This window comes from Leifsonia sp. P73 (assembly GCF_051059105.1).
Classification (GTDB): domain Bacteria; phylum Actinomycetota; class Actinomycetes; order Actinomycetales; family Microbacteriaceae; genus Leifsonia.
Map to the genome: position 1 here is coordinate 902,680 of NZ_CP194931.1, position 22,360 is coordinate 925,039.

Below are 22,360 nucleotides of genomic sequence, written 5' to 3' on the forward strand. Positions count from 1 at the left end.
CCGTTCCGTCACCGCAGGGACCCGGTGGAGGCGCGCAGCACGACCGCCAGCTTGACGCCGTTCGGCACCCGCACCCGGCGCACCAGCAGCTCGGACGCCGGGGTGCGCCGGATCCGGTCGCTCAGCTCGGAGAACAGGCCGTGGGCGGCGGCAATGGCACGCCGGCAGTTCTCCGGCAGCTCCGGGATCGCGTCGGCGGCGGCGCCCAGGTCGCAGTCGATGTCCACGACGAGGGCGAGCTTCTGCCGCTCGGTGAGGCGCGCGGGGTCGATGCCGGGGAAGTAGCTGCGGCCGAGCTCGGCGTAGTCGACGGCGAGGTCGCGGAGGAAGTTGATCTTCTGGAAGGCTGCACCGAGCCGTCGCGCGCCCGCCTCCAGCCGGCGCCGGGTCGCCTCCGGCACGGGTGAGTCGGCGAGGAAGACGGCGAGGCACATCAGCCCCACGACCTCCGCTGAGCCGTAGACGTAGGCGCTGAGCTCGTCCGCGGTGAAGTCCACCGGGTCGAGGTCGCGGCGCATGGAGGCGAAGAACGGCCGCGTCAGCTCGGCGCCGAAGCCGGCCGACCGGGCCGTGCGGGCGAAGGCGTGCACGACGACGTTGGCGCTGTAGCCGGTGCGCAGCGCCTGCTCGGTGTCGTCCTCCAGCGCGGCGAGCACGTCCCTGATCTGCTCCGCGGTCAGGCCGGCCTCCGCCGCGGCCCCGTCCACGATCTCGTCGGCGACCCGGACGAGCGCGTAGACGTCCTCGACTCGGGGGCGGACGGACGGCGACAGCAGCCGCGTCGCCATCCCGAACGAGGTGGAGTACTCGTGGATGATCGTGGCGGCGCTTCGGTGCGCGGCCTTGCCGTACAGTCCGAGGTCGGTGTGAGCGCCGGTGCCGGAGACAGTGGGCTCTGTGCGGGTCATGCCGTCCTCCCGACGCAGCCGAGGGCGACGCCGGTCAGCGTCGCCGCGAGCGCGGACGGCAGCAGCGGGGTGTCCAGAGCGGAGACGGCCGCCGCCACGTGGTCGGCCAGAAGACGCTCGGCGAAGACGCGCGCGCCGCAGCGCTCCAGGCCCGCGGCCAGCTCCGCCGTGTCGTCGGGGCCGAGGTCGTCCCTCCCGAACAGCGGCTCCAGGTCGGGCCACTGCGCGGTGCCGCGGGCGAAGGCGATGAGCGTCGTCTCCTTGCCCTGCCGGAGGTCGCCGACCGCGGTCTTGCCCGTCACGCTCTCGTCGCCGTACACCCCGAGCAGGTCGTCGCCGAGCTGGAAGGCGACGCCGACCAGCCGGCCGTAGCGGGCGAGCAGCTCCACGGCCTCGTCGTCCGCACCGGCGAGGAGGGCGCCGGCGGCGAGCGGCCCTGACACCGAGTACTCCGCGGTCTTGTACGCGGTCATCGCGAGGACGTCGGGCAGACCGCTCGCGGACATCCCGGTGGCCAGCCCGACGTCGGCCAGCTCGCCCGCGGCCGTGACGAAGACGGACCGGTCGAACAGGTCGAGCAGCCGGGTGCGGGTCCCCTCCTCGACCCTCAGGCGCGCGACGCACTGGGCGGCGGCGTGCAGCAGCAGGTCGCCGGCGAGGATGGCCGCCGACTCGCCCCAGAGCCGGGCGCGGGGGAACCCGGCTCCCCGGAAGAGGGCGTCGGCGCTGAACTCGCCGGCGACGTTCGGACGACCGCGACGCACGGTGTCGCCGTCGATCACGTCGTCATGCAGCAGGAAGGCACTGTGCAGGAGCTCGAAGGCGAGCGCGGTCCGGACCGCGGCGGTGCGGTCTTCCGCCTCGCGGCGGCCGAATCCGGCCAGGCCGTGGAACGCCGCCAGCACGAGCCGGGGCCGGAGCCGCTTGCCGCCGTGGGAGGACTCCCCCACGGCCTGCCACAGGCGCGTGTACTCCGCGCCGTACGTCTCGGCGTCGCGCTCGCGCGCGCTCAGGAAGGCGGTCAGCTCGCTCTCGACCGAGCGCAGATCCTCCTCGACGGGGTCGGGGGCCGTGACCTCGTCGTCGCTGCGCTGTTCGGTGAGTTCCGGGCGAAGCTGGGTCATGTCGACCTCCTTTACCTAGCCTGGTTAGCAAATAACTTAGCACGCTTCTTACGATGGGCAATAGGATGTCCGCATGAGTTCCAAGGAGGAGGCCCGGCGCATCTCCGGGTCCCTGATCGACCCGCGCGTCATCGACCCGCGGCAGGAGCTCGTGCGCCACGACGACCTCAGCGACGACGAGCTGCAGGAGGTCATCGGCGTCCTCGACGCCGTCCGCGGCTGGCGGGAGGCCGAGCAGCGCCTCAGCTTCGAGTCCCGCACCGCGATGCAGCTCAACGAGACCGACATGAAGGCCCTGCGCTACATCATCGCGTCCACGAACGCCAACGTCGCGGTGACCGCGGGCGCGCTCGCCGAGCACCTGCACATCTCGACCGCCTCCGTCACCAAGCTGCTCGACCGGCTGGAGCGCGCCGGCCACATCGTCCGCAAGCCGCACCCCACCGACCGCCGGGCCGTCACCGTCGAGATCACCCCGGAGACGCACCGCCAGGTGCGCCGCACGATGGGCCTCCAGCACGCGCGGCGCTTCGAGGTCGCCCGGGCGCTCAGCCACGAGGAGCGCGAAGTCGTGACGCGGTTCCTCCACGACCTCAGCGCCACGACGCTCGTCACGGCTCCGCCGGAGTGACCCCTCCTGGCCGCTCGGCGCGCGCCGCCCGCTCGGCCTCCACCACGATCCGCTCGGCCATCCCGGCGAAGATGATCCCGTGGAACGGCAGGATCGCCAGCCAGTACAGCCGGCCGGCGAGCCCGTGCGGGAAGAACACGGCGCGCTGGCGGTAGCGCGACCCCGCCCCGTCCGGTGCGACGCTCAGCTCCAGCCAGGCGAGGCCCGGGACCCGCATCTCGGCGCGCAGCCGCAGCGCCGAGCCGCGCTGGATCGCCTCGACCCGCCACCAGTCGAGGGCGTCGCCGGTCTGCAGACGGTCGGCGTCGCGCCGGCCGCGGCGGAGGCCGACACCGCCCGCCAGCTTGTCCAGCCAGCCGCGCAGTGCCCAGGCGAGCGGGAAGGAGTACCAGCCGCGGTCGCCGCCGATCCCCTCGATCACGCGCCAGACCTCCGCGGGCGGCGCCGTGCTGGTCCTCTCGCGAACATCGGTGTAGACGGTGTGCCCCGACCAGTCCGGGTCGCTCGGCAGCGGATCGCTGGGCGCTCCGGACACCGAGGCGTCCTGCCAGCTCGTCTCGACGGTCCCGGCGCGCAGGCGCGCCAGCGCGAGACGCACGGACGCGCGGTAACCGGTGAGGCCGCCCTCCGGCGGGGCGATGACGGCGTCGATGTCGTGCTCGCGCATGACGCAGTCGTACTGCAGCGACTCGATGATGGGCACGGCGAGCGCGCGCGGGATCGGCGTGACCAGGTTCACCCACTGCGACGCCAGCCACGGCGTGAACACCGGCAGCGCCGCGATCGGCCGCTGCCGCAGCCCGGCCTCCAGCGCGTAGCCGTTCATCATCTGCCCGTAGCGCAGGATGTCGGGCCCGCCGATGTCGAAGGCGCGGGATACCTCCGGCGGGAGCTCGGCGGCGGCCAGCAGATAGTGCAGCACGTCGCGCACCGCGATCGGCTGGATGCGGTTGCGGACCCACCGCGGCGCCGGCATGTACGGGAGGACGTCGGTGAGCTGCCGGATCATCTCGAACGACGTCGAGCCGGAGCCGATGACGACGCCGGCCTGCAGCACGACGGTCGGCACGCCGGAGTCGAGGAGGATGCGGCCGACGGCGACGCGCGAGCGCAGGTGCCGCGAGAGCGGGCCGTCCGGGTGCAGCGCGCCGAGGTAGACGATCCGGCTCACGCCGGCCGCCGCCGACGCGTCGGCGACAGAACGCGCACCGTCCGCCTCCTCCTCGTCGAAGTCGCCGGTCGCGCGCATGGAGTGCACGAGGTAGTAGACGATGTCGACATCGCGCACGGCCTCCTCGACCGACCCTCGGTCGTGCAGGTCGCCCTTCACGAGCTCCACCTCGGCCGCCCAGGGCACGTCGGTGAGCTTGATCGGCGATCGCACCTGCACCCGCACCCGGTAGCCGCGCTCCAGGAGGCGCGGCACCAGCCTGCCGCCGATGTAGCCGGTGGCGCCGGTGACGAGCACGCGTCGAGGTTCCACCGTGCGACCATACCCCCGTGCGTGCAGGCCCCGGCGCACGAAAAACCGCAGGGCCGTTTCCTCGCGCCGAATGCATGCATTCACCGGGATTCAGGTACGGTTTTCGCATGGGCAAGCTCGTTTACGGCGGTACGACCGAGATCGGATTCGAGGACAGGGTCCTCGCTCACCTGCAGATCGTCGTCGGACTGAAGCTGCGGCGGAAAGAGGGCTTCTTCTTCTCCTGGCGCGACGAGCAGGGCGTCGGCGACGGCCGGAGCGCCATCTGGGTCGACCCGGCCATCCCCCTGCTGTTCCGCTACAGCGGCGGACGGCCGCCGTCGATCAACAAGAAGTGGCTGGAGCAGCTCACCCTGTCCTCCAACAGTGCCCAGGGACTCCAGCTGACCGAGGAGATCGGCGCGCTCGGCGCCGACGAGGTCAACGCCGACTCGCCTCCCGGCCGCTGATCGGCGCGCCTCCACCGGCGCCACGAACTCGCTGAGAGACGCTCAGCCATACTTGATCGTCTCCCAGCCCGCGCCTAATGTTGGGCGTGATCATGGCAGATGGGAGGCGCGCCATGTCACCGGAATCAGAAGACCCGCTCGTCGCTGCCGCTCCGGCGGAAGCGCCCGTGGCGGAGACCGTCGCCGCCCCCGCGGATGCGGAGGCCGGTGCGGATGAGGCCGCCCCCGGGGATCGCCCCGGGGACATCCCGTTCGACGAGGCGGTCGCGATAAACGAGAACCCCGAGCTCGGCTGAGCCCGGGGTTCCCGGTAAGACCTCCCGGCGCCTCAGCGCAGGTATTCGAGCAGCTCGGGGCTGCGCAGGCGCTTGAGGCTTCGCGTCTCCAGCTGGCGCACGCGCTCGCGGGTGATCCCGTAGACCGCGCCGACCTCGTCGAGGGTCATCGGCTTGTGCCCGTCGAGGCCGAAGCGCATCCGGACGACCTTGGCGTCGCGCGGCGGCAGCTCGCGCAGGCGCTCCTCCAGGTCGCGGTGGCGGAACTCGACCTCGACCGACTCCGACGGGCCGGGGGCGTCGCCGTCCTCGATCAGGTCGCCGAGCTCAGCGCCCTCGTTCTCGCCGACCGGCACGGCGAGCGACACGGTCTCGGAGTCGCTCATCCGCAGCTTGTGCACCTCGGCCGGGGTCAGGTTGGCGGCCTCCGCCATCTCCTCCAGCGTGGGCGTGCGGCCCAGCTCGCCGCCGAGGTCGCGGCGGATGCGGTCCAGCTTGTCGATCTTCTCCACCGTGTGCACCGGGATGCGGATCAGGCGGGCGGTGTCGGCGATACCGCGCAGGATGGACTGGCGGATCCACCAGGTGGCGTAGGTGGAGAACTTGTTGCCGGTGCGGTAGTCGAACTTCTCGACCGCGCGCACCAGGCCGAGGTTGCCCTCCTGGATCAGGTCCATCACCGCCAGGCCGCGGCCCGCGTAGCGCTTGGCGATGCTGACGACGAGGCGGAGGTTCGCCTCGATGAAGCGCTCGAAGGCGCGCTTGCCGTCGTCGGCCAGGTACTGCAGCTCGCGCTTCTCGCGCGGGGTCAGTCCGGGGCGGGTGGCGAGGCGGTCGCCGGCGAGGACGCCGATCTCGATCCGCTTGGCCAGGGCGACTTCCTCGTCCGCCGTCAGCAGGCGGGTCCGTCCGATGGAATTGAGGTAGTCGCGAACTGGATCATTGGTCACTTCGAGCGTCGTCATCGTGTCATCCCATTTCGTCGTGCGCAGGTGTTTTCTGCCTCGATTCGTGAGCTAACGGAATCAGATTGCCCACTCCCCCAACAAGGGGTTGACAAGGGTGGTAGCACTCGCTAGGCGTGTCGCTTGCTTCGGCGCAATTGCTCGTTGTCAAGGGCCTAGCGCCGAGTGAGGACGCTCGTAGTGTCACACGCATGAGCGTGCATTCATCTGATTCCCAGGGTGCCGGGGGCCTCAAGACCATCCGCACCAGTATCCCTGCGCGATTGGACCGCCTCCCCTGGTCGCACTTCCACTGGCTCGTCGTCGTCGGCCTCGGGACCGTGTGGATCCTGGACGGGCTCGAAGTCACCATCGTCGGTGCGATCGCGAGCCGCCTGACCGAGAAGGCCTCCGGGCTCGGACTGACCACCCCGCAGGTCGGCCTCGCGGCGGCGATCTACGTGGCTGGCGCGTGCGTCGGAGCCCTGGTCTTCGGCTACCTGACCGACCGGTTCGGCCGCAAGAAGCTCTTCATCGTCACGCTCGGCCTCTATCTGCTCGCGACCGTGCTCACGGCGTTCTCGGTCGCACCGTGGATGTTCTTCGTGTTCCGGTTCTTCACCGGCGCGGGCATCGGCGGCGAGTACGCGGCGATCAACTCCGCGATCGACGAGCTCATCCCGGCACGCCGCCGCGGCGTCGTCGACCTCGCCATCAACGGGTCGTACTGGCTCGGGACGGCCTTCGGCGCCATCCTCACGGTGTTCCTGCTGAACACGGCGATCTTCCCCGCGAACATCGGCTGGCGCATCGCCTTCGGCCTCGGCGCGGTGCTGGGACTGGTCATCCTGCTGGTCCGCAGGAACGTGCCGGAGTCGCCGCGCTGGATGTTCATCCACGGCCGCGACGAGGCCGCCGAGAAGGAGGTCGCCGAGATCGAGCGCGGCATCGAGGAGGAGCGCGGCTCCGGCCTGGAGGCCGTGCCCGATGACAAGGAGATCGAGATCCGCCAGCGCCGCTCGACCGGCTTCGGGGAGATCATCCGGGTGGGCATCCACCAGTACCCGAAGCGATCGATCCTCGGGCTGTCGCTGTTCATCGGCCAGGCGTTCCTCTACAACGCGGTGTTCTTCACCTACGCGCTGGTGCTGACGAACCTGCTGAAGGTGCCGGCCGATGTCGCGCCGTGGTCGCTGATCCCGATCGCGATCGGCAACTTCCTCGGGCCGCTGCTGCTCGGCCGGCTGTTCGACTCGGTGGGCCGCCGGTTCATGATCACGCTGTCCTACGTCGGCTCCGGCGTCCTGCTCATCGGCACCGCTCTGCTGTTCTCCGCCGGCGCGCTCGACGCCGTCTGGCTGACGGTCTGCTGGATGGTCGTGTTCTTCTTCGCCTCGGCGGGCGCGAGCGCGGCCTACCTGACGGTGAGCGAGATCTTCCCGATGGAGACCCGCGCGATGGCGATCGCGTTCTTCTACGCGGTCGGCACGGCGGCGGGCGGCATCGTCGGGCCGATCCTGTTCGGCCAGCTCATCGGGGGCGGCGTCCAGGCGGTCTCGATCGGGTACTACATCGGCGCGGGGCTGATGATCGCGGCCGGACTGGTCGAGCTGTTCCTCGGCGTGGACGCGGAGCGGAAGTCGCTGGAGGACGTGGCCGCGCCGCTGTCGGCGGAGACGCCCGCGCAGCCGGCGACGAAGCGGTAGGGGTCAGGCCAGCAACTCCAGCAGCGCCGGCTCGGGAGCGCGGCCGCCGCGGGTGTCGATGACCTCCCCGGCCCGGTACCGGTCGAACACGCGCGGGTCGATGTAGCTGTTGCGTGCGATCGTCGGGGTGTTGCCGAGAGCGTCCGCGGCCTCGGCGACGGCGGCCGTCACCCGCTTCGCGCGCTGCGCCTCGCGGTGCGCGACGCCCAGCCCGGCGAGCGCCTGCGCCGCGACGATCGTGCCGTGCAGCGTGCGGAAGTCCTTGGCGGTGAACTCGCCGCCGGTCTGGCGCTGGATGTACTCGTTCAGCGACGCCGGACGGATCGTGTGCCAGGTCCCGTCCTTCCACGACAGCAGCCGGGAGCGCGGCCCGCGGGCCGCGACGATCTCCGCGAGCAGTTCGGCGAGGTCGGCGTCCTCGATCGTGCTCGCCCACTTCTGCGCCGACTTGGCCGGGAAGGTCAGGGTCACCTCGTCGCCGTCGATCGCCGCGTGCCGGCAGAGCAGGGTCGTCAGCCCGCGGCTGCCGTTGGCGTGCAGGTACTCCTCGCTGCCGATCCGCAAGGAGCCGAGGTCGATGACGCGGAACGCCGCCGCGAGGATGCGGTCGCGCCCGAACCCCTCCTGCCGCAGGTCCATCGTGACATTGCGGCGAGCGGCAGGCAGCGTCTCGGCGAGCTGGGCGGCCCGCTCGAACTTGACCCGGTCCTGATGCAGCCGCCACGACTCGTGGTACAGGTACTGCCTCCTCCCGGCCGCGTCCGTCCCCACGGCCTGGATGTGGCCGCGAGCGTCCGGCGAGATCCAGACGTCCTGCCAGGCGGGCGGGATGACGAGCGAGCGGATGCGCTCCAGCTCGCGCTCGTCCACGATGCGGTTGCCCGCCTCGTCCACGTACACCGGGCCCTTCGCGGAGCTGCGGCGGGCATAGCCCGGCCCGGCGGGGTCGCTGCGGCGCAGGCGCGTCACGCGGGCTTCTTGGCCTTCTTCGCGGGGGCCTTCTTCTCCGCCGCGCTCTTCCCCTTCGGCGCTGCCTTCGTCTCTGACGAGTCCTTCGACCCGCCACCGCGGCTCCGCTCGACGCTGCGCTGCAGCGCCTCCATCAGGTCGATGACCTCGCCGCCGCCCTTCTCGGCCTCCTCCGGCTCCTCGCCGAAGGTGGCGGCCGTGTCGATGCTCTCACCCTGCTCCAGCTTCGCGTCGATCAGCTTGCGCAGCTCCTCCTGGTACTCGTCGCTGAACTTCTCCGGCTCGAAGTCGCCCGCGAAGCTCTCCATCAGCGCGGAGGACAGCGACAGCTCCCGCTCGGTGATGCGCGGCGTCGTCTCCAGCGACGGGAACTCGGCCGCCCGGATCTCGTCGTGCCACAGCATCGTCTGCAGCACCAGGACGTTGCCGCGCACCCGCAGCGCGCCCAGCCGGGTCTTCTGCCGCAGTGCGAAGTTGACGATCGCGGTGCGGTCCTCGTCCTCCAGCGTCTTGCGCAGCAGCGCGTACGCCTTGAGCGACTTGGAGTCCGGCTCCAGGTAGTAGGAGCGGTCGAACATGATCGGGTCGAGCTGGTCGTTCGGCACGAACTCCACGACGTCGATCTCGCGGCTGCGCTCGGCGGGAAGCGACTCCAGGTCCTCCGGCGTCAGGATGACCGTCCGCTCGCCGTCGTCGTACGCCTTCGCGATGTGCTCGTACGGGATCGTCTTGCCGTCGATCTCGCACACGCGCTTGTACCGGATGCGTCCGCCGTCGGCGTCGTGCACCTGGTGCAGCGCCACGTCGTGGTCCTCGGTCGCGCTGTAGACCTTCACCGGCACGTTGACCAGTCCGAAGGTGATGGCTCCCGTCCAAATGGCCCTCATGGCTCCATCGTGTCCGCGCTCCCGCGGAAAGACAACAGGGGAAGCGGTATCTGCCGCCGGACGGCGCGCGCGGCGTACGGTGTCCACATGGTTGCGGAGGACACCGAGACGGTCTCGATCGACGGCCACCGGCTGCGGCTGACGAACCTCGACAAGGTCATGTACCCGGAGACCGGGACCACCAAGGCCGACGTCATCGGCTACTACAGCGCCATCGCCGAGGTGATGATCCCGCACACGCGCGACCGCATCGCCACCCGCAAGCGCTGGGTGCACGGGGTCGGGACGCCGGAGCACCCCGGCGAGGTGTTCTTCCAGAAGAACCTCGATGCGGCCTCCACCCCGGGCTGGGTGAAGCAGCGCACGATCACGCACAAGACCAGCGCGAACACCTACCCGTTGGTGAACGACCGGGCGACGCTTGTCTGGCTCGCCCAGATCGCGTCGCTGGAGCTGCACGTGCCGCAGTGGCGCGTGGGCCGCGGCGAGACGCGGCGCAACCCCGACCGTCTCGTGCTGGATCTGGACCCCGGCGACGGCGCGACCCTGCAGGACTGCGCGGAGGTCGCCCGGCTGGCGCGCGCCATCCTCGCCGATATGGGGCTCAACCCGCTGCCGGTCACGAGCGGGTCGAAGGGCATCCACCTGTACGCGCCGCTCGACGGCTCGCAGACCAGCGACCAGGTCTCCGCGGTCGCGCACGAGCTGGCGCGCGCACTGGAGGCCGACCACCCCGACCTCGTCGTCAGCGACATGAAGAAGGCGCTGCGCACGGGCAAGGTGCTGGTCGACTGGAGCCAGAACAACGGCGCGAAGACCACGATCGCGCCGTACTCGCTGCGCGGGCGGTTCCGGCCGACTGTCGCGGCGCCGCGCACCTGGCGGGAGCTGGCGTCGAAGGAGCTGCGGCAGCTGGAGTACCCCGAGGTGCTGGAGCGGGTGAAGCGCCGTGGCGATCCGCTCGCGGACCTGTCGGCGGGACGTGCGGCAGCCGAAGGGACCGACCGGCTGACGACCTACCGCTCGAAGCGCGACGCCGACAAGACCCCGGAGCCGGTGCCGGAGGTCAGCCCGGACGCCGCCGACGGCCGCTCGTTCGTCATCCAGGAGCACCACGCGCGCCGGCTGCACTGGGACTTCCGCCTCCAGCACGACGGCGTCCTCGTCAGCTGGGCGCTGCCGAAGGGGCCGCCGACCGACCCGAAGCAGAACCACCTGGCCGTGCACGTGGAGGACCACCCGCTGGAGTACGGAACGTTCGCCGGCGACATCCCGCACGGCGAGTACGGCGCGGGCCACGTCGACATCTGGGACCACGGCGAGTACGAGCTGGAGAAGTGGCGCGACGACGAGGTGATCGCGACGCTGCACGGGCAGCCGGACGGCGGGCTCGGCGGCGAGCCGCGGAAGTTCGCGCTCATCGCGACCAAGCAGGGCGGGGACGAGAAGAACTGGCTCATCCACCTGATGAAGGAGGGGGTGCAGGGAAGGCACCGGCGAAGCGGTCACCCGCCCCCATCACCGACACCCCCGTCTCCCCCATGCTCGCCACCCTCGGCTCGCGCGCCGACATCCACGACGAGTCGGAGTGGGCGTTCGAGATGAAGTGGGACGGCATCCGCGCCATCGCGGTCGTCCGCGACGGCGCCCTGCGGCTGACCACCCGCAACGGCAACGACGTCACCGGCACCTACCCCGACCTCGCCGGCCTGGTCGGCCTCGCGGGCGACCACGACCTGGTCCTGGACGGCGAGATCGTCACGCTGACCCCGAAAGGCCGGCCCGACTTCGGCCTCCTGCAGACCCGGATGGGCCTCACCCGCCCAGCGGAGGTGCGCGCGGCGGCCGAGCGCGCGCCCGCACACTACTTCGTCTTCGACCTCCTGGAGCTCGACGGGAAGGACCTCCGGAAGAAGACGTACGACGACCGCCGCGCCCTCCTCCAGGACACCCTCCGCCCGCCCAAGGACGACCCGGTGCAGGTGCCCCCGGCGTTCGCCGGCGACGTCGACCACGCCATCTCCTCGTCCAAAGAGCTGGGCCTGGAGGGCGTCATGGCCAAGCAGCGCGACGGCACGTACGCGACCGGCCGGCGCTCCCGCACCTGGATCAAGATCAAGCACCACCTCACGCAGGAGGTCGTCATCGGCGGCTGGACCCCCGGCAACGGCCGCCGCGCGAACGGCATCGGCGCGCTGCTGCTCGGCATCCCGGACGGCGACGGGCTGCGCTACGTGGGCAAGGTGGGCACCGGCTTCACCGACGCGATGCTCGACGACCTGGCGAAGAAGCTCGCAGCCCACCCGCGCACGACTCCCCCGCTGGAGGGCGTCCCCTCGCTCGACGCCCGAGGCGCCCACTGGGTGCGGCCGGAGTACGTCGGAGAGGTCGAGTTCGCCGAGTGGACCGGCACCGACCGGCTGCGTCAGCCGTCCTGGCGCGGCCTGCGGCCGGACAAGCGCGTCGACCAGGTGGTCAAGGAGAGCTGACCGGCGCGTAGACGGCGAGCGCCGTCGGGAGGATACGCAGCTCGATCGCGTCACCCGGGGTCGTGGTGGAGGCCTCCCCGTCGTGGGCGTAGCCCGGGTCGTCGCCACGCGACCGCAGCGACAGGACCTCGGCGGTGAATCCGTCGACCGCGGGCGGGCCCTGGAGGAACGGGAGCCGCGCCACGAACGAGTCGGTCCGCCCGCCGAACGCGAGGGCGACCGCGCCGCGGGTCTTGGGCCGGCGTCCTGCGTCGAGGATCCGGACGTCCAGCACTCCGTCGTCGAGCCGCCGCCGTTCGATCGGTGCGACCGTCAGCGGGTAATAGCGGTCGACCCCGACGAACACCGACCAGATCGTCCGCGGGCGGCCGTCGACCTCCAGCTCGATCGGGGTGCTCTTCCGCACCACCCGCACCGCGGCGATCACGGCGGCGAGGGGCTTGCCCCAGCGGCCCTCGTGCCGCTCCCGCTCGGCGACGAAGGCCGGGTAGATGCCGACCGACGAGGTGTTCAGCACCGTCCGGGTCACGGCGTCGCCGTCCCGGCCGCCGGGGAGGCGCAGCTCGGCGACGTCGACCCGGCGGCCGGCACCCGCTTCGAACGCGTCGAGCGCCGCCTCCGCCGAGTCGACGCCCACCGCTTTCGCGAAGTGGTTGAACGTGCCGCCAGGGAGCACGAGCAGCGGAAGTCCTGCCAGGCGCGCCTCGTGCGCCATCGCCGAGACCGTCCCATCCCCTCCCGAGACGCCGAGTGCGCGCGGCGGCTCCGCCGAGCCGAGCTGCTCGCGGACGAGCGTCGCGATGTCGTCACCGCTCTGCAGCTCGTAGACGCGCGCCTCGGGGAGTCGTTCGCCGAGCAGCGAGCGCGCGTCCGGCCTGCCGAGCCCGGCGCCTGAGCCGGGGTTGACGACGATGAACGCACCGGCGCCGCGCGCGAGCACCGGAAGCTCGGCCGCATTCGCGGTGGGCTCGTCCCGGCGCGACGCCGGCCGGATCCGCCGCAGAGCCGGACCGGCGGCCTTCACCAGAGTCGCGGCGCTGGCGCCGATCGCGGCGCCGCCCACGACGTCGGAGAACCAGTGCGCGCCGGTGTGCAGCCGGGAGTAGCCGACCGCCGCCGCGAGCGGCGCCAGGACGGCGCCGGCCGCGGGCGCGTCCAGCGCGACGCCGGTCGCGAACGCGACAGCGCTCGCGGTGTGCCCCGACGGGAAGGACGGCGAGGTCGGCGAACGATCGAGCCGCCGCGCGATCGGGATGGAGGTGAGCGTGGGCCGGTCGCCGCCGACGAGCTGCTTGCCCACCACATTGGCGACAAGGCTGGCGACGCCGAGCGAGACCACGCCGCGCATCGCGGCCCGCGGCTTCCCGAGCGCGACGAGCACTCCGGCGACGGCGAACCAGAGGACGCCGTGGTCGGCGGCTCCGCTGAACAGGCGCCAGAACCGGTCCACCCCGGGACCGGTAGTGCGGTGGTTGATTCGGCGAGCGACCGCCTCGTCGATGTGTGACACACGAGCGGGAAGGGGAAGCCGGTGTCTCCGGCGACGGCGTGCTGGCATGGCCCCACCGTACTCGCGGGGTCAAGGGCCTCCCGGTGCTGACCGACGCCCGGGCGGGCGGTAGGATCGTCGTCGTGACCACGCACATCATCGCTGAGCCCCGCACCGAGAACGAGATCGACGACGAGCACGGCGGGCTCGTCCGCAGCCTGAGCGCCACCGTGCCGCCCATGCTCGGCAACCTCCTCGCGACCCTCGTCGTGCTGTTCACCCTCGTGCTCGGCGTCATCAGCCTGGTCGCGACCTGGTCGGGCAACGCGGAGGCCTTCCTCCCGCTGTTCCAGATGACCGTCGCCGGCACCGTCGTCTCGCTCAACGCCCTGTACGCGCGCCGCACCTTCAGCTACGTCATCACGCTGATCGGCGCCATCCTCTGGCTCTGGGTCTCGGTCACCCCGTTCCAGCCGTTCTTCCAGGTCGTCCTCCAGGCCGTCACGGTCACGCTGATGCTGTTCGGCGTCGTCTTCTCGCTCGCTGCGGTGACGCTCAGCAAGAAGCCGCGCTTCTGAGCGCCGAGCAGACCCCGGGCACCAAGGAGCCCGACGATACGAGCGAGCCCCGGCTCGCCCACGCCAGGCACTTCGTCGACCTCAGCCCGCTGAGGGAGTCGCCGGCGTTCGCCCGGCTCTGGATCGGCGGTGCGGTCTCCGGCATCGGCGGCCAGATGACGATCGTCGCCGTCGGCCTGAACATCTACGACCTCACCCACTCCACGCTCGCGGTCTCGCTCGTCGCGCTGTTCGCGCTCGTGCCGATGATCGTCTTCGGGCTGTACGGCGGCGTGCTCGCCGACGCGTTCGACCGCAGGAAGGTCGCCCTCGTCACCGCGATCGTCGCGTGGGCCTCCACGGCCGGGATCGCCGTGCTCGCGTGGCTGCACGTCGAGGTGGTCTGGCCGCTCTACATCCTCACGACGATCAACGCCGTCGCGTCGGTCATGATCGGCGCCACCCGGCAGGCGATCACGCCGCGCCTCCTGCCCGCGCGGCTGCTGCCCGCGGCGAGCGCGCTCGGCGGGATGAGCATGGGTGTGATGGTGACTGTCGGCCCCGCGCTCGCCGGCCTCCTGGTCGCGAGCGTCGGCATCCCGTGGACCTACACGGTCGACGTCATCCTGTTCACCGCGGCGTTCCTCGGCATCTTCACGCTGCCGTCCATCGTGCCGGAGGGCGAGCGGCAGAGCGCAGGGCTGTCCTCCGTGCTGCAGGGGCTGCGGTTCCTGAAGTCGGCGCCGAACCTGTCGATGACCTTCGTGCTCGACCTGATCGCGATGACGTTCGGCCAGCCGCGGGCGCTGTTCCCGGCAGTCGGCGCGCTGCTCATCGGCGGCGGCCCGGTGACGGTCGGCATCCTGACCGCAGCGGGCGCGGTCGGCACGCTGGTCTCCAGCGTCTTCTCGGGCCGGCTCGGCGGGGTCAGGTGGCAGGGCCGCGCGGTGGAGCGGGCGATCATCGTCTACGGCGCCGCGATCCTCGGCTTCGGCCTCGTGCTGGCGGTCGTCGCGTTCAGCGGGACGGCCGGCGGCAGCGCGTCGATCGCCGACGCGAACCTCCCGGCGCTGATCGCGGCCACCGTGCTGCTCGCGGCCTCCGGTGCGGCCGACAACGTCAGCTCGATCTTCCGGATGACCATCCTGCAGGCGTCGGCGCCGGACGTCATGCGCGGGAGGCTGCAGGGCGTGTTCACCGTCGTGGTGACGGGCGGCCCGCGGCTCGGCGACCTCTACATCGGCGTGCTCGCGCTCACCGGCGCCCTCTGGTTCCCGCCGCTGCTCGGCGGCCTCCTGATCGTGGTGCTCGTCGCGACCATCGTCCGCATCCGCGGAACGTTCCGCGACTACGACGCCCTCGCCCCCACCCCCTGACCCGCTTCGCTCTCCCCGAGGGGCACGTCGTTGTCACTTTTGGGGCGCGAAAGTGACAACAACGTGCCCTTCGGCGGAGAGGGATAAGAGTCAGCGGGTCCGGATGCGGCGGGCGAGGCGGGGGTAGTCGATGACCAGGCCGTCCTCGTCGACGCCGAGGTCGGCGGTGAAGCCGCTGCCGACGCTGCGGTAGCGGACGACGGAGCGGCCGGCTCCGGCGTCGAACGGCTCGGCCGCGCTGTACGCCTGCCGGCTCGCGACCACCGCCAGCGACGGCAGGTCCACCCACGCCATGGTGAGCTCGGTCTCCTCCAGCCCCGCCAGCGCCCCGAGCCGGAGGATCGGCATCGTGTTCGTGACCGGGCAGAGCGCAAGGTCGCAGTCGAGCGCGCCGTCCAGGCTCCCGGGATCCGCGATCCCCGGAGCCGCCATCGGCTCGTCGTGGTAGCGGTCGTCCCCGTGCGTGTACGACTCGGCGGCCCAGTGGCCGTGGCCGTCGCGGGTGAGGACGAGCCAGCGGGTGAAACCGCGGCCGTCGACCGCGACCGACAACCGGGAGGTCACCCAGTCCGGACCGGTCTCCAGCGCCCAGCTGGTGACGTAGTCCGTCGTGCGCGAGGTGCCGAGCGCGTCCAGCCGGTCGGGCGCGAAGGTGACGACCGCCGCCTCCAGCCGCTCCGGGTCCTCGTCGCCCACCCACTCCACGTGCCGCACCGCTCCGCGCATCGCGTCCTCCGTCGCTCGTGCGGCCGCTGAGGAGGCCGCCCGAGCAGCACGATACGCCCCCGGAACGCCCCGCGGTCAGGCGGCGATCGGCCGCGCGGGCAGCGGCTCGGGCGCGGGCGGCCCGACGTACCGCGACGACGGCCGCAGGATCTTGCCGTCCGCCGCCTGCTCCAGGATGTGCGCGGTCCAGCCGACGACGCGCGCCACCGCGAACGTGGGCGTGAACAGCTCGCGCGGGATGCCGCACAGCTCCATCACGACGCCCGCGTAGAACTCGACGTTCGTGTGCAGCCCGCGGCCCGGCTTGAGCTCCTCCAGGAGCTGCTGGACCCGCACCTCGACCCGCACCGCGAAGTCCACCCGCTCGCCGCCGAAGCCCTGCGCGACCTCCCGCAGCAGCACCGACCGCGGGTCCTCCGTGCGGTAGACCGCGTGGCCGAAGCCCATCACCCGGCCGCCCGAGCGGACGGTCTCGGTGATCCAGGCGTCGATCCGGTCGGGCGTCCCGATCGCGTCGAGAGTGTCGAGCGCGCGGCTGGGCGCGCCGCCGTGCAGCGGGCCGGACAGGGCGCCGAGCGCGCCGTCCACCGCCGCCGCGACATCGGCGCCCGTGGACGCGATCACCCGGGCGGTGAAGGTGGAGGCGTTGAAGCCGTGGTCGATCGCAGCCGTCAGGTAGGCGCTGAGCGCGCGCTCGTGCGCGGCGTCCGGCGTGCGGCCGGTGATCAGGCGCAGGTAGCCGGCGACGTGGCCGAGGTCGTCGCGCGGCTCCGGTGGCGTCCGGCCCTCCGCGTACGCGCGCAAGGAAGCGAGCAGCACCGGCGTGACCGCGGCGACCCGGACCGCGTCGCGCAGCCGGGCGTCCTCGTCCTCGTCGTAGACGGGGCGCATCCCGTCGGCGGCTGCGACCGCGGTGAGCGCCATCCGGAGACCGGCCAGCTGGTCGTGCGCCGTCAGCCGCGCGATGGCGGGCAGCAGCTGGGCGACCGGCTCCGGGAGGCGGCGCGCCTCGGCGATCCGCGCCCGGAAGGCCGTCAGCTCCTGCGCGGACGGCAGGTCGCCGAACAGCAGCAGGTACCAGGCGTCCTCGAAGGTGCGCTCGCGCGCCAGGTCGATGGCCGAGTACTGGCGGTAGTGGTAGAACCCCTCCTGCCCGCGCACGTCGCCGAGCGCGGTGCTGGCGGCGACGACGTTGGTCAGCCCGCGCGGGACGTCGATGAGGGTGTCGTTCATGCGGTCCATGCCAGTAGTGTGAACGTGGATTGTACGCACGTCAACGTTGATCGGATCAATATGAGCGACCTCCCGCGGCTCACCGCCGAGCAGACCGCCGAGCGCCTCGGCGTCAAGCTGGAGACGCTGTACGCCTATGTCGCGCGCGGCCTACTCACCCGCGAGCGCACGGCAGCGGGTTCGAGCTTCGACCCGCTGGAGGTGGAGGTCTTCGCCTCGGCACGCCGCCGCCGCGCCGCCCCCGAGCCGGCGCGCTCGGAGGGACGGCCGCTGATGGTGATCGAGACGGACTTCGCGCTGATCGACGGCGGCGAGCTGTACTACCGCGGCCGCCCCGCCGCGGAGCTGGCGCGGGAGCCGTTCGAGGTCGTCGCGCACTGGGCGCTCACCGGGCGGTGGGAGGAATCGGTGCGGTTCGCGCCCGGCCCCGGACTCGACGCCGCCCGCCGGGTCGCGGACGCCCTCCCGCCGGGCGCGGGAGACCGCGACCGGCAGCTCGTCGCCGTCACGGCGCTGGCGGCGGCCGACCCGCTCCGGACCTCCCTCGATCCGGAGGCCGTGGCGGGCGCCGCCGAACGGCTGATCGCCGGGATGGTGGCGGTGCTGCCGGTGACGTCCGCACCCGCGGGCCCGACACTCGCTGCCGAGCTCTGGTCGCGCCTCTCCCCGCAGGCCCCATCCCCCGCGGCCCTCCGCACCCTCGACGCCGCCCTCGTCCTCCTCCTCGACCACGACCTCGCCGTCTCCACGCTCGCCGCCCGCGCGGCCGCCTCCGCGCGCGCGACCCCGTACGCCGTCGTCGTGGCCGGTCTCGGCGCCCTCGACTCCCCACTGCACGGCAACGCCAGCCGTGCCGCCCACCGGATGCTCGCACGTGTCGCCGCCGGCGAGGAGCCAGCCCGGGTCGTCGCCGACGCCGTGGTCGACGGGCGCGGCCCCGTCCCCGGCTTCGGCCAGCCGCTCTATCCCGCGGGCGACCCGCGCGCACGCATCCTGCTCGGGATGCTCGCCGACGTCCCCGGCGCCGAACCGGTGGCGGCGGCCGTCGACGCCCTGGCCGCGCTGCTGCGCGACCGCACCGGCGCCGCCCCGAACGTGGACCTCGCGCTCGCCGCCCTCTCCCTCACCGCGGGCATGCCCGACGACGCCGGCGAGGTGATCTTCGCCACCGCCCGCACCGCAGGCTGGATCGTCCACGCCCTCTCCGAGTACCGCGAACCCCCGCTCCGCCTCCGCCCCGTCGGCCGCTACACCCCGCCGAGACGTGACTGATTGCGGGAATCCGCCCCGGGATTTCCGCGATCAGTCACGTCTCGGGGGCCGGTCAGCGGCGCAGGGCTTTGCGGGCGAGCCGGTTGCCCAGGAACTGGGCGAGCTGGACGAGGACCACGATCGTGAGGACCGCCACCCACGTGACCACCCAGTTGTAGCGCTGGTAGCCATACGAGATCGCGAAGTCGCCCAGGCCTCCGCCGCCCAGGCTGCCCGCGACCGCTGAGAGGTCCACGATCGCGACGAACACGAACGTGTAGCCCAGGATGAGCGGGCCCAGCGCCTCCGGGATGAGCAGCGTGGAGATGATCCGCCACGGGCTCGACCCCATCGCCCGCGCCGCCTCGATCACCCCGGGGTCGATCGTGACCAGGTTCTGCTCCACGATGCGGGAGATCGCGAACGTGGCCGCAATCGTCATCGGGAAGATCGCCGCGGGCGTGCCGAGGAAGGTCCCCAGCACCGCCTGGGTCAGCGGCGCCACCGCCGTCATGAAGATGATGAACGGGATGGGCCGGACGAAGTTCACCAGCACGTTCAGCACCGCCGACAGCACCCGGTTCTCCAGCAGCCCGCCGGGCCGCGTCGTGTACAACAGCACGCCGAGCGCGAGCCCGAGCACACCGCCGAGCACGAGCGTCGCCACGACCATCCACAGCGTCTGCCCGATGGAGGTCAGGTACACCGGCCAGAGCGTCGACCAGTCCGTCATGCCGCCACCTCCTCGACCTCGGTCACCGTGCGCAGCTCCGCGACCAGCGCGTCCACCGCTGCCGGCTCGCCGAGCAGTTCGAGGGTGAGGCTCCCGAACGACCGGCCCTGCAGCGCCGAGATGCCGCCGTAGACGATCTCGAACCGCACGCCGTGCCGCCCGACCGCGTCGGAGAGCACCGCGCCGAGGCGGCCGTCGTCGTGGATGCGCGCCGAGACGATCCGGCCGGCGTGCTTGCCGCGCAGCCGCTCGATGTCGGCCTCCCCGGCTGGTTGCGGAGCACAGTGCCGACGAAGCGCTGCGAGGTCGCGGTCTGCGGGTTCGAGAACACGTCGAACACGGTCCCGAGCTCGATGATCCGGCCGGAGTCGAGCACGGCGACGCGGTCGGCGATCGAGCGGACGACCTCCATCTCGTGCGTGATGACCACGATCGTCACGCCGAGCTCGGCGTTGACCCGCTTGAGCAGGGCCAGCACGTCGGCGGTGGTCTCCGGGTCGAGCGCGCTGGTCGCCTCGTCAGCGAGCAGGATGGCCGGATTGGTCGCCAGCGCCCGGGCGATCCCGACGCGCTGCTTCTGGCCGCCGGAGAGCTGGTCCGGATAGGCCCAGGCCTTCTCGGTCAGTCCCACGAAGGCCAGCAACTCGGCCACGCGCTGCTTCCGCTTGTCGGCGGGCCAGCCGGCCACCTTGAGCGGGTAGGCGATGTTCGCGAACACGGTGCGGGAGCGGAACAGGTTGAACTGCTGGAAGATCATCCCGATCCCGGCCCGCACGCTGCGGAGGTCGCGCTCGCGCAGCGTCGTGAGGTCGCGCCCGTCGACGATCACCGACCCGGCGGTGGCATGCTCCAGCGCGTTGATGAGCCGTAGCAGCGTGCTCTTGCCCGCGCCGGAGTAGCCGATGATGCCGAAGATCTCGCCCCGTTCGATGGTCAGGTCGATGTCCTCGACGGCGGAGACCGCGGCGTCGCCCGAGCGGAAGCTCTTGGTGACGCCGCGGAACTCGATGAGGGCGCTCACGCCTACTTCGCCGCCTTGATGGACTTCTCCAGCGAGCGCAGGATCGCGATGAGGTCGGCTTGCGGCTTCTGCACGATCACGGCGGTGTTCTTGGAGTCTGCGAGCACCGCGTCCTGGACGGGCTTGGTGTGGTACAGCGCGGCGATCTTCAGGTACGTGGCGTTGTCCTTGTCCTTCGCGCGCGAGACGAAGGCGTTGATGTAGGGTTCGGCGGCCGGGCTCTTGGGGTCGTCGTGGAAGAGCGCCGAGTTCGGGTCGATTCCCGCCGGTCCGACAAAGGTGTTGTTGATCACCGCCGCGGCCGCGGAGTCGAGCGCGGGAGCGGTCTGGGCGGCGTCCACCGGGATGACCGTCACCTTCGACGCCGCAGCGTCGATGTCGGCGGGGGTGGACAGCGTGTTCCCGCCGTTCTTCAGCTTCAGGAGACCGGCCTGCTGGAGCACGAGCAGCGCGCGGGCCTGGTTGGTGGGGTCGTTCGGGATGGCGACCTGCGCCCCGGCGGGCAGCTCCTTCAGCGACGCGTACTTCTTGGAGTACAGCGAGAGCGGCACGACGAGCGTGGACGCGAGCGGCACGAGGTCCTGGTGCGCCTGCACGTTGTAGTTCGCCAGGAACTGCAGGTGCTGGAAGAGGTTGAGGTCGAGCTGCCCGTCGGCGAGGGCGGGGTTGGCCTGCGTGTAGTCCTTGAAGCCGACGACCTGGATGTCGATGCCCTCCTTCGCCGCAGCCTTCTGCAGCACGGGCCAGTACGGCGCGGACTGCTCGGTCGTCCCGATCTTCACCGTGACGGTCTTGCCGGCGGCGTCGGCCGAGCCGCTGTTGTTCGCGTTGACGACGGCGACGACGCCGCCCACGATGGCGAGGACCGCGACGACGGCGATGCCGACGATCCACGGGGTCTTCGAGCGCTTGGGCTTCTCGGGGAGCGCGGGGACGGTTCCGGACGGGGTGGCGTCGGGCATGGCTGTGCCTCTCTTGTGAAGGGGTGGGATGTGCCGGCGGACGGTTGGCGGCACATCGAGCCTTCCAAGCGAGGAGCGGGAGGGCAAACCGCATTCCGAAATATGACGACGCCAGTCCGTGTCATCAGATTTCGGATTTTAGGTGCGAACGCTCTGGCTGGGCGCAGCAGCCTTTGGGAAGAATCGGAGTACGTGTGCGCCGGAGGCCATTGGGGGACCGCCGGCGCACACCGCAACGCTGCGTATTACGCGGGCTGCGCCGCCGACGCCAGGATGCGCACCATGTTGCCCGACGGGTCGCGGAACGCGCAGTCGCGCGGGCCCCACGGCTGGTCCTTCGGCTCCTGGAGCACCTCGGCGCCGCTGGCGCGCACGCGCTCGAACACGCCGTCGAGGTCGTCCTCCGTGCGGAAGACGACGTTCGTCAGCACGCCCTTGGCGACGAGTTCTTGGATGGCGTCGCCGTCGGACTGCGACCGGCCGGCGTACGGGTCGGAGAGGACGATCTCGGTGCCCGGCTGCCCCGCGACGCCGAGGGTGATCCAGTGGTGGCCGCCCGACTCGACGTCGTTGAGGACGTCCAGCCCCAGCGCGTCACGATAGAACGCGAGGGACTCCTCGGGGTTCGTGACGGTGATGTGCGAGTACTGAAGCGAAATGGTCATACCGTCACTCTAGGAACGCGGCGCGGGCGGCGCTTCTCCATTCCTGCTCGAATGCTCAGCCGGGGATCGGCTTCGAGCGCACCGGCCGCGTGCGCTGCTTCGCGATGCAGTTCGGCATCGCGAGCACAGCGCGGTGCTCGCGGGCGCGGTAGCTCGTCGGCGACTCCCCCACCACTTCGGCGAACTTCGAGCTGAAGGAGCCGAGCGACGTACAGCCGACCGCCATGCACGCCTCGGTCACGGTCATCCCCTCGCGCAGGAGTGCCATCGCGCGCTCGATCCGCCGGGTCATCAGGTAGCTGTAGGGCGTCTCGCCGTAGACGGCCCGGAACCGGCGCGAGAAGTGCGACGGCGACATGAAAGCGGACGCGGCCATCGTCGGGACGTCGAGCGGCTCGGCGTACTCGCGATCGATCTTGTCGCGCGCTCGTCGCAGGATGACGAGCTCCTCCAGTTCCTCCGGGGACACGCCTCCACCGTAG

Annotated in this window: 20 protein-coding genes and 2 pseudogenes; 8 read left to right on the top strand and 14 right to left on the bottom strand. The window is 71.6% G+C overall.

The window, feature by feature from the left end; all coding sequences use genetic code 11:
- Positions 1–8: 8 nt before the first annotated feature.
- Both ACQ86L_RS04595 and ACQ86L_RS04600 read right to left on the bottom strand, forming a co-directional pair.
- Positions 9–908 carry a phytoene/squalene synthase family protein gene (locus ACQ86L_RS04595; RefSeq protein ID WP_434317865.1) on the bottom strand — a complete coding sequence of 300 codons (900 nt, stop codon included), beginning with the start codon at positions 906–908 and terminating at the stop codon, positions 9–11.
- Positions 905–2,032 carry a polyprenyl synthetase family protein gene (locus ACQ86L_RS04600; RefSeq protein ID WP_434317866.1) on the bottom strand — a complete coding sequence of 376 codons (1,128 nt, stop codon included), beginning with the start codon at positions 2,030–2,032 and terminating at the stop codon, positions 905–907. Before ACQ86L_RS04600 ends, ACQ86L_RS04595 begins: the two co-directional genes overlap by 4 nt.
- Positions 2,033–2,105: 73 nt before the next feature.
- Here ACQ86L_RS04600 and ACQ86L_RS04605 point away from each other — a divergent pair, with 73 nt between their 5' ends.
- The gene (locus ACQ86L_RS04605; protein ID WP_434317867.1) at positions 2,106–2,663 is read left to right on the top strand and encodes a MarR family winged helix-turn-helix transcriptional regulator; all 558 of its coding nucleotides are present in this window, start codon (positions 2,106–2,108) and stop codon (positions 2,661–2,663) included.
- Here the strand turns inward: ACQ86L_RS04605 and ACQ86L_RS04610 are convergent.
- Positions 2,644–4,146 (bottom strand): SDR family oxidoreductase, encoded by a 1,503-nt coding sequence (locus ACQ86L_RS04610; RefSeq protein WP_434317868.1) that lies wholly within the window; start codon positions 4,144–4,146, stop codon positions 2,644–2,646. The genes ACQ86L_RS04605 and ACQ86L_RS04610 overlap by 20 nt on opposite strands.
- Before the next feature lie 107 nt (positions 4,147–4,253).
- Between ACQ86L_RS04610 and ACQ86L_RS04615 the strand changes: the two genes are divergently transcribed.
- Both ACQ86L_RS04615 and ACQ86L_RS04620 read left to right on the top strand, forming a co-directional pair.
- Positions 4,254–4,595 (top strand): ATP-dependent DNA ligase, encoded by a 342-nt coding sequence (locus tag ACQ86L_RS04615; protein WP_434317869.1) that lies wholly within the window; start codon positions 4,254–4,256, stop codon positions 4,593–4,595.
- A gap of 113 nt (positions 4,596–4,708) precedes the next feature.
- Positions 4,709–4,891, top strand: coding sequence for a hypothetical protein (locus ACQ86L_RS04620; RefSeq protein WP_434317870.1), 183 nt, complete (start codon positions 4,709–4,711; stop codon positions 4,889–4,891).
- A gap of 32 nt (positions 4,892–4,923) precedes the next feature.
- On the opposite strand, the gene ACQ86L_RS04625 is transcribed toward ACQ86L_RS04620, so the two are convergent.
- Positions 4,924–5,835 (bottom strand): sigma-70 family RNA polymerase sigma factor, encoded by a 912-nt coding sequence (locus ACQ86L_RS04625; RefSeq protein ID WP_345834652.1) that lies wholly within the window; start codon positions 5,833–5,835, stop codon positions 4,924–4,926.
- Positions 5,836–6,098: 263 nt separating this feature from the next.
- Between ACQ86L_RS04625 and ACQ86L_RS04630 the strand changes: the two genes are divergently transcribed.
- A complete protein-coding gene (locus tag ACQ86L_RS04630) occupies positions 6,099–7,520 on the top strand; it encodes an MFS transporter (protein WP_434317871.1) in 1,422 nt (473 codons plus the stop codon).
- Positions 7,521–7,523: 3 nt separating this feature from the next.
- Here ACQ86L_RS04630 and ACQ86L_RS04635 read toward each other — a convergent pair whose 3' ends face one another.
- Together ACQ86L_RS04635 and ACQ86L_RS04640 are read right to left on the bottom strand one after the other, a co-directional pair.
- Entirely contained in the window at positions 7,524–8,489 is a 966-nt protein-coding gene (locus ACQ86L_RS04635) for a DNA topoisomerase IB (protein ID WP_434317872.1), read from the bottom strand.
- The gene (locus ACQ86L_RS04640) at positions 8,486–9,376 is read right to left on the bottom strand and encodes a Ku protein (RefSeq protein ID WP_434317873.1); all 891 of its coding nucleotides are present in this window, start codon (positions 9,374–9,376) and stop codon (positions 8,486–8,488) included. The genes ACQ86L_RS04635 and ACQ86L_RS04640 overlap by 4 nt, the downstream gene beginning before the upstream one ends.
- A gap of 87 nt (positions 9,377–9,463) precedes the next feature.
- Between ACQ86L_RS04640 and ACQ86L_RS04645 the strand changes: the two are divergent.
- Positions 9,464–11,865: pseudogene (locus tag ACQ86L_RS04645) on the top strand (ATP-dependent DNA ligase).
- On the opposite strand, the gene ACQ86L_RS04650 reads toward ACQ86L_RS04645, so the two are convergent.
- A complete protein-coding gene (locus ACQ86L_RS04650; RefSeq protein WP_434317874.1) occupies positions 11,852–13,315 on the bottom strand; it encodes a bifunctional phosphatase PAP2/diacylglycerol kinase family protein in 1,464 nt (487 codons plus the stop codon). The pseudogene ACQ86L_RS04645 and the gene ACQ86L_RS04650 sit on opposite strands and share 14 nt — an antisense overlap.
- A 53-nt stretch (positions 13,316–13,368) precedes the next feature.
- On the opposite strand from ACQ86L_RS04650, the gene ACQ86L_RS04655 reads away from it, so the two are divergent.
- Positions 13,369–13,932, top strand: coding sequence for a hypothetical protein (locus ACQ86L_RS04655; protein WP_434317875.1), 564 nt, complete (start codon positions 13,369–13,371; stop codon positions 13,930–13,932).
- On the top strand, positions 13,929–15,287 hold the full coding sequence (locus tag ACQ86L_RS04660) for an MFS transporter (protein ID WP_434318842.1): 1,359 nt from the start codon (positions 13,929–13,931) through the stop codon (positions 15,285–15,287). The genes ACQ86L_RS04655 and ACQ86L_RS04660 overlap by 4 nt, the downstream gene beginning before the upstream one ends.
- 90 nt (positions 15,288–15,377) lie before the next feature.
- Here ACQ86L_RS04660 and ACQ86L_RS04665 read toward each other — a convergent pair whose 3' ends face one another.
- Positions 15,378–16,013 (bottom strand): putative glycolipid-binding domain-containing protein, encoded by a 636-nt coding sequence (locus ACQ86L_RS04665; RefSeq protein WP_434317876.1) that lies wholly within the window; start codon positions 16,011–16,013, stop codon positions 15,378–15,380.
- A 75-nt stretch (positions 16,014–16,088) separates the two neighbouring features.
- Positions 16,089–17,255 carry a citrate/2-methylcitrate synthase gene (locus ACQ86L_RS04670; protein ID WP_434317877.1) on the bottom strand — a complete coding sequence of 389 codons (1,167 nt, stop codon included), beginning with the start codon at positions 17,253–17,255 and terminating at the stop codon, positions 16,089–16,091.
- Between the two features lie 51 nt (positions 17,256–17,306).
- On the opposite strand from ACQ86L_RS04670, the gene ACQ86L_RS04675 reads away from it, so the two are divergent.
- A complete protein-coding gene (locus ACQ86L_RS04675) occupies positions 17,307–18,518 on the top strand; it encodes a citrate/2-methylcitrate synthase (RefSeq protein ID WP_434317878.1) in 1,212 nt (403 codons plus the stop codon).
- 52 nt (positions 18,519–18,570) lie between these two features.
- On the opposite strand, the gene ACQ86L_RS04680 is transcribed toward ACQ86L_RS04675, so the two are convergent.
- The 5 genes and pseudogenes from ACQ86L_RS04680 to ACQ86L_RS04700 form a co-directional block, all read right to left on the bottom strand.
- Complete coding sequence (locus ACQ86L_RS04680) at positions 18,571–19,230, bottom strand: methionine ABC transporter permease (RefSeq protein ID WP_434317879.1); 660 nt, start codon at positions 19,228–19,230, stop codon at positions 18,571–18,573.
- Positions 19,227–20,251: pseudogene (locus ACQ86L_RS04685) on the bottom strand (methionine ABC transporter ATP-binding protein). Before ACQ86L_RS04685 ends, ACQ86L_RS04680 begins: the two are co-directional and overlap by 4 nt.
- Before the next feature lie 2 nt (positions 20,252–20,253).
- Positions 20,254–21,213: a MetQ/NlpA family ABC transporter substrate-binding protein gene (locus ACQ86L_RS04690; RefSeq protein WP_434317880.1), complete on the bottom strand. Its 960-nt coding sequence runs from the start codon at positions 21,211–21,213 to the stop codon at positions 20,254–20,256.
- 245 nt (positions 21,214–21,458) lie between these two features.
- Complete coding sequence (locus ACQ86L_RS04695) at positions 21,459–21,878, bottom strand: VOC family protein (protein ID WP_345834641.1); 420 nt, start codon at positions 21,876–21,878, stop codon at positions 21,459–21,461.
- 55 nt (positions 21,879–21,933) lie between these two features.
- Complete coding sequence (locus ACQ86L_RS04700; RefSeq protein ID WP_185277043.1) at positions 21,934–22,347, bottom strand: helix-turn-helix transcriptional regulator; 414 nt, start codon at positions 22,345–22,347, stop codon at positions 21,934–21,936.
- Between the last annotated feature and the right edge of the window lie 13 nt (positions 22,348–22,360).

Bases quoted from the DNA above. Each gene is read 5' to 3' on its own strand.
- ACQ86L_RS04620 (WP_434317870.1), top strand. From the start codon at position 4,709: ATGTCACCGGAATCAGAAGACCCGCTCGTCGCTGCCGCTCCGGCGGAA.
- ACQ86L_RS04695 (WP_345834641.1), bottom strand. From the start codon at position 21,878: ATGACCATTTCGCTTCAGTACTCGCACATCACCGTCACGAACCCCGAG.
- ACQ86L_RS04670 (WP_434317877.1), bottom strand. From the start codon at position 17,255: ATGGACCGCATGAACGACACCCTCATCGACGTCCCGCGCGGGCTGACC.
- ACQ86L_RS04600 (WP_434317866.1), bottom strand. From the start codon at position 2,032: ATGACCCAGCTTCGCCCGGAACTCACCGAACAGCGCAGCGACGACGAG.
- ACQ86L_RS04665 (WP_434317876.1), bottom strand. From the start codon at position 16,013: ATGCGCGGAGCGGTGCGGCACGTGGAGTGGGTGGGCGACGAGGACCCG.
- ACQ86L_RS04680 (WP_434317879.1), bottom strand. From the start codon at position 19,230: ATGACGGACTGGTCGACGCTCTGGCCGGTGTACCTGACCTCCATCGGG.
- ACQ86L_RS04625 (WP_345834652.1), bottom strand. From the start codon at position 5,835: ATGACGACGCTCGAAGTGACCAATGATCCAGTTCGCGACTACCTCAAT.
- ACQ86L_RS04605 (WP_434317867.1), top strand. From the start codon at position 2,106: ATGAGTTCCAAGGAGGAGGCCCGGCGCATCTCCGGGTCCCTGATCGAC.
- ACQ86L_RS04595 (WP_434317865.1), bottom strand. From the start codon at position 908: ATGACCCGCACAGAGCCCACTGTCTCCGGCACCGGCGCTCACACCGAC.
- ACQ86L_RS04640 (WP_434317873.1), bottom strand. From the start codon at position 9,376: ATGAGGGCCATTTGGACGGGAGCCATCACCTTCGGACTGGTCAACGTG.
- ACQ86L_RS04675 (WP_434317878.1), top strand. From the start codon at position 17,307: ATGAGCGACCTCCCGCGGCTCACCGCCGAGCAGACCGCCGAGCGCCTC.
- ACQ86L_RS04690 (WP_434317880.1), bottom strand. From the start codon at position 21,213: ATGCCCGACGCCACCCCGTCCGGAACCGTCCCCGCGCTCCCCGAGAAG.
- ACQ86L_RS04615 (WP_434317869.1), top strand. From the start codon at position 4,254: ATGGGCAAGCTCGTTTACGGCGGTACGACCGAGATCGGATTCGAGGAC.